5 protein-coding genes and 1 pseudogene are annotated in these 5,284 nt (G+C 66.1%); 2 read left to right on the top strand and 4 right to left on the bottom strand.

What is annotated here, in order from left to right; genetic code table 11:
• Positions 1-199 (top strand): annotated as a pseudogene (locus VTU_RS30255) (feruloyl-CoA synthase); the annotation flags it as partial.
• 15 nt (positions 200-214) lie between these two features.
• Here the strand turns inward: VTU_RS30255 and trhA are convergent.
• The 3 genes from trhA to VTU_RS0124420 form a co-directional block, all read right to left on the bottom strand.
• Complete coding sequence (trhA, locus tag VTU_RS0124410; RefSeq protein ID WP_010110369.1) at positions 215-874, bottom strand: PAQR family membrane homeostasis protein TrhA; 660 nt, start codon at positions 872-874, stop codon at positions 215-217.
• A complete protein-coding gene (locus VTU_RS35515; RefSeq protein WP_010110371.1) occupies positions 874-1,005 on the bottom strand; it encodes a hypothetical protein in 132 nt (43 codons plus the stop codon). The genes trhA and VTU_RS35515 overlap by 1 nt, the downstream gene beginning before the upstream one ends.
• Before the next feature lie 121 nt (positions 1,006-1,126).
• Positions 1,127-1,570 (bottom strand): CBS domain-containing protein, encoded by a 444-nt coding sequence (locus VTU_RS0124420; RefSeq protein ID WP_010110372.1) that lies wholly within the window; start codon positions 1,568-1,570, stop codon positions 1,127-1,129.
• 814 nt (positions 1,571-2,384) lie between these two features.
• Here VTU_RS0124420 and VTU_RS0124425 point away from each other — a divergent pair.
• Positions 2,385-4,910, top strand: a complete 2,526-nt coding sequence (locus VTU_RS0124425) for an Ig-like domain-containing protein (RefSeq protein WP_010110373.1) — start codon at positions 2,385-2,387, stop codon at positions 4,908-4,910.
• Between the two features lie 2 nt (positions 4,911-4,912).
• On the opposite strand, the gene VTU_RS0124430 is transcribed toward VTU_RS0124425, so the two are convergent.
• Positions 4,913-5,284: P-loop NTPase (locus tag VTU_RS0124430; RefSeq protein ID WP_010110374.1), on the bottom strand; the 372-nt coding region annotated here is incomplete at its 5' end.

Below are 5,284 nucleotides of genomic sequence, written 5' to 3' on the forward strand. Positions count from 1 at the left end.
GCACAAGCGGTGCGCCGCGGGTGCGGGGTCGGCGCGCTGCCCCACCCGGGCGCTCGTGCTGAGCGCGCCGCCCGACCCCGACGCGGGCGAGATCACGGACAAGGGCTACATCAACCAAGGCGCCGTGCTGCTGCGCCGCGCCGGGGACGTGGCCGCGCTCTACGCCAGCCCTGCGGGCCCGGGGGTCATCACCGCATGAGCGGAGGGGCGGCGCTCAGGAGCGCCAGGGGTGCGACAGGCTGCTCAGCAGCGCCAGCGTATGGCAGGCGGTTCCCGCGGCCACGAACCCATGCCAGACGGCATGCGCGTAGCGCACCGTCGCGTCGAACGCAAGAAAGACCAGCCCCAGCGTGTAGGCCGCCCCGCCAATCACCAGCCACGCGGCGCTGACCGCGGGCACGTGCCCCATCAGCGGCAGCGCCGCGAGCAACACCAGCCAGCCCATCACGACGTACAGCGCCGTTGACAGCAGGGGCGACGCGAGCCGCGACAGTACCTTGAGCGTGAACCCCGCGGCCGCAGCCAGCCAGACCAGGGCCAGCCCGATCCCGTTGAACAGGCTGTCGTCGGGCGAGCCGAGCGCAAAAGGGGTGTAGCTGCCCGCGATGAACAGGTAGATGGCCGCGTGGTCCAGTTTCAGGAAGCACTGCTTGAATCGCCCCGGCGGCAGGGCGTGGTAGATGGTGGACGCAGCGTACAGCAGGGCCATCGTCACCACGAAAACCAGCACGCCCAGGTAGCTCGCGCCCTGGGCGTGCTGCGCCGAGCGCAGCAGTTCGGGCACGACCAAGCAGGCGCCGAGCAGGGCCACGCCGTGGCTCAGGCTGTTCGCGGCCTCCTCGTGCGCGTCATGCACGCCCTGGGAGCCTGGCATCAGTCCTGCGCAAGGGCCGGTGCGTCCTCGTACGCCCATCCATCCGTGCGCGGCAGATCGAAGCGCAAGCCACCCCGTTCATCGAACAGGTCATCCAGCAACCACTGCAATCCCAGCCATTTCCACAGCATGGTGCGCCCTTTCCAAAGTCCCAGAGGGGGGGGGAATGCTGGACAGGCTAACGCCGTTGTGTGACGGTTTTGCGGCATCTGGCGCAATCCGGGCCGTCGCGCGCGCCGGGCGGGAGCGCGTTCACGGGCCCGGCGCTCCCGTGATGTAGTTCTCCAACTGCTCGATGATGAATTTTTGCTCGGAGATGATGTTCTTGACCAAATCACCAATAGAAACCATCCCCACGAGCTTGCCATCGTCGACCACCGGCAGATGGCGCACGCGGTTCGTGGTCATGAGCTGCATGCACTGCTCGCTGGTCTGGCTGGAGCGCACGAACATCACCGGGGTGGTCATGGCGTCGCGCACCAGCGTGGCAGCCGAGGTGCGGCCCATGAGCACAATCTTGCGCGAGTAGTCGCGCTCGGTGAGGATGCCCACGATGGCGTCGCCCTCGGTCACGAGCAAGGCGCCAATGCCCTTTTCGGCCATGCGTTCGAGCGCGTCAAACACCGACGCCGTGGGCGCAATGGTGTGCACGGTGGGGTCGGGTTTGGAGTGAAGAATCTTGGCAACCAGGGTCATTGAAGCCTCCTTCGTGCAGACCGGAGCAAATCACACGAAGGAATTTCAGCCCATAAGCCCTCCCGGCGCAACCCGTGCAAGCCCGGCAGCGTGGCTGTATTGCCATGCCCCACGGGTGGGAAACTCCCAATGCACCACGGGGGGGCGGTCATTACAGTCACGCCACTCGAAAAGCGCGCTGCGTTCGCTCAGTGTGCCCAAACGAGGAGTTCGAGGAGACAGTTTTTCCAATTTCCAAGCAAATTCCAGGCATCCGATGAGGTGCGTGTTCCCTTCAGGCGCTGGCGATCCCAGCGCCTTTTTCTCGTGCGTGCCCGGCCGGTGCGCAGGAACCGGTGGGCCTGGGCCGGCGCGCGTTTCTGAAAACTCCCAGCACAAATATTCAAGCAAGCCAAGAGAAATCTCCCTTGGAGAAGTTGCAAAAACCACAATCCGCCTGCGACTATGTCGTAATGTGAGAGTCTGTGAAAATATGTTGGCGCAAATATTGCTTCTCATTTTTCACGGCCAGTGCCACCACAAACCGGGCTGCACAGGCGATCATGGAGCACCAAGATGCCTTGAAATCAGAGCGAATTCGCCCCAAGAGACGAACTTTGGAGCCTCTCGTAGGTCAAGGGGTCTTGGGTTGCGTCGCATTTATCGCTGAAATTGAAAAATTCACACGCTCTGAGTTCTAATGCTTTTCGTTACATACGCGCCGGGCGTCCTGGTTTTTCCTGCCTTCCTGCGCTTCGGCACGGGTGGCAACAAGCCGGGACCACGGGCACCCGGGCCGGACCCGTAAACGCATGCCAATCACCGAGGAACTTCCATGACCATAATTTCCGCCACCATCACGCTGGCCGACAGCAGCCTGTGCGTCGGCAAAACCACCCCCGTGACTTTCCGCTTCAGCGAGGCCGTCAGCGGCTTCACGCGCGACGACGTAGACCTGAGCGACGCCAACGGCACGCTGGGCGCGCTCACGGCGAGAGCAGACGGCAAAACCTGGAGCGCCACCTTCACGCCCACGGACGGCGTCGAGGATTCCAGCAATACCATCCGGGTGAACATGGGCGGCGTGACCGACGCCGCAGGCAACACCGGCCAGGGCCAGGCCCGCAGCGAGAATTTCAGCGTCGATACCGGCGGGGGCCCCCTGTGGCGCCGGGGTGCGCTCGCGGACAACAAGCTCAGCGCCGGCGAATCCACCACCCTGACCATCGTCTTCTCCGAAGCGCTGAATCGGGACAGCTTCACGCTGGGGGACCTGCGCACCCATCCTGCGGGCAGGGGCACGCTGTCCAACCTGCGCAGCAGCGACGGCATCACCTGGCAGGTCACGCTCACGGCTCCCACGACCGGCGACGCATCGGCCAGCAACGCGGTCGTCTTCCACAATTCGGACGTGACCGACGTCGCGGGCAACGCGGGCTTTGGTTTCGACATGTTCTCGGACTACTACAGCATCGACACCCAGCGCCCCGTACTGGCCAGCGCCACGGTGAACGCCTTCCAACTGGTCCTGCGCTACACCGAAGACGACGCCCTGAGTGCGGCCCCGGCGCATGTTCCGGCCAACGCCGCCTTTGCGGTACGGGCCAATGGAGCGGCCAACGCCGTCACCTCCATCGCCGTGGACGCCGAGGCCAGGACCGTCACGCTGACGCTGGAGCGCGCCGTGACAGCCGACCAAGCGGTGACGGTCCGCTACACCGCGCCGAGCACCGGGAACAACGCGATACAGGACGCCGCAGGCAACCACGCGGCCAGCACGCAGGCCCTGTCAGTCACGAACAACAGCTCCGGCGGCCCGCGCGTGCTCGCCGCGCTGGCCGACAGCCGGCTCATCGCTGGCGAAACCACCACCGTCACTTTCAGCTTCAGCCAGGCTGTCACCGGCTTCACGTCCGATGACCTGGACCTGGACGATGCCGCGGGCCAACTGGGTCCGCTGACGGCGCATGCAGGCGGCAGAACCTGGACGGCCACCTTCACGCCCACAGCCGGCACCGATGCGGCGAACAACACCATCCGTGTGAACCTGGGTGGCGTGCGCAACGCCGCAGGCAGCGCCGGCCAGGGCTGGGCCGACAGCGAGCATTTCAGCATCGACACGAAGCGGCCCGCCTTGGCCGAAAGTTGGTACCGCGACGCCCAGCTCAGCGCCGGCGAATCCGCGACCCTTGTCCTGCGCTTCTCCGAAATGCTGGATCACGACAGCTTCACGCTGGGGGACCTGCAAATCGATCCGGGCAGGGGCACGCTGTCCAGGCTGCGCACCTACGACGACATCACCTGGTTCGTCACGCTGACGGCGCCGACAAGCGGCGAATCATCCACCGACAACCGGGTCCGCCTGCGCGAGAGCGGCGTGACCGACGTCGCGGGCAACGCGGGCGGTCGCGATCTTGCGCCGACGAGCAGCAGCTACAGCATCGACACCGAGCGCCCCGTGCTGGGCAGCGCGACGGTGAACGCCTCCCGGTTGGTGCTCGGCTACACCGAGGCCACCACCCTGAGTGCGACCGAGAACCATAGACCGGAGAACAGCGCCTTTGCGGTACTGGTGAACGGCACGGCCAACGCCGTCAGCTCCGTCGCCGTGGACGCCCAGGCCAAGACCGTCACGCTGACACTGGCGCGCGGCGTGACGGCCAACCAGACGGTGAGCGTCAGCTACACCCAGCCCACGATCGGCAACGGGGTGCAGGACGCGGCAGGCAACGACGCAGCCAGCTTTGCGGCCATGGCGGTGGACAACCGCACACCGCCAGCGCTGACGGGCATCCTGGGCAAGGCCGTCGTTCTCCGGCGCACCGCCATGACCGTGAAAGAGCAGAGTTTGGAGACCCCCGGCCCCGATGGGGCAGCCACCGCAGCCAGCGACGGCATCGAGGACGGCACCAGCGTGACGCTGGTGGCAGGCAGCCAGGACGGCAAGATCGCCGCGGGCAGCGATGCGCGCGTCACCCGCCTGGAGCAAGAGGACGCCCCCGCCCAGTTGCCCAAGGGGATGGAGATGCCCCTCGGTCTGGTGCGCTTCGACGCAACGCTGGCCGCAGGCCGCAGCAGCGAGCCGTTCAGCCTGTACGTGGACCCGGCGCTGGACGCCAATGGCTACTGGGTCAGGGACAACGCAGGCACCTGGGTGAACCTGGCCAGCGGGCCCTATGGCGGCAAGATGGCCATCGAAGGCGGGCGGCTGCGGCTGGACTTCTCGATCCAGGATGGCGGACCGTTCGACGCCGACGGACGGGCCGACGGCAGCGTCACCGCCTCCGGCGCCGCAGCGCGCATGCCCTTGTCCATTGCGGGGCAGACGCAGGACGTGGAGCATGGCGGGATCTGGATCTGAATTCAGCTGTCCTTGCTGACCGAGATCGTCGGGAAGCGGCTGGAAAAATCCTTGGCCTGTTCGGCGATCTTCAGCGCCACGCTGCGCGCCACCTTTTTGTAGATTTGCGCCGCTTCGCCGTCGGGGTCGGCGACCACGGTGGGCCTGCCGCTGTCGGCCTGCAAGCGGATGTCCATGCTCAGCGGCAGCGCGCCCAGGTAGTCCATGCCGTAGTCGGCCGCCATTTTCTTGCCGCCGTCGGCGCCAAAGATGGGCTCCACGTGGCCGCAGCGGCCGCACACGTGCGCCGCCATGTTCTCGACGATGCCGAGGATCGGAACGCCCACTTTTTGAAACATCCGGATGCCCTTTTTCGCGTCGAGCAAGGCAATGTC

Origin of the sequence: Verminephrobacter aporrectodeae subsp. tuberculatae At4 (genome assembly GCF_000193225.1) — a bacterium.
In the GTDB taxonomy this organism is placed as follows: domain Bacteria; phylum Pseudomonadota; class Gammaproteobacteria; order Burkholderiales; family Burkholderiaceae_C; genus Acidovorax; species Acidovorax aporrectodeae.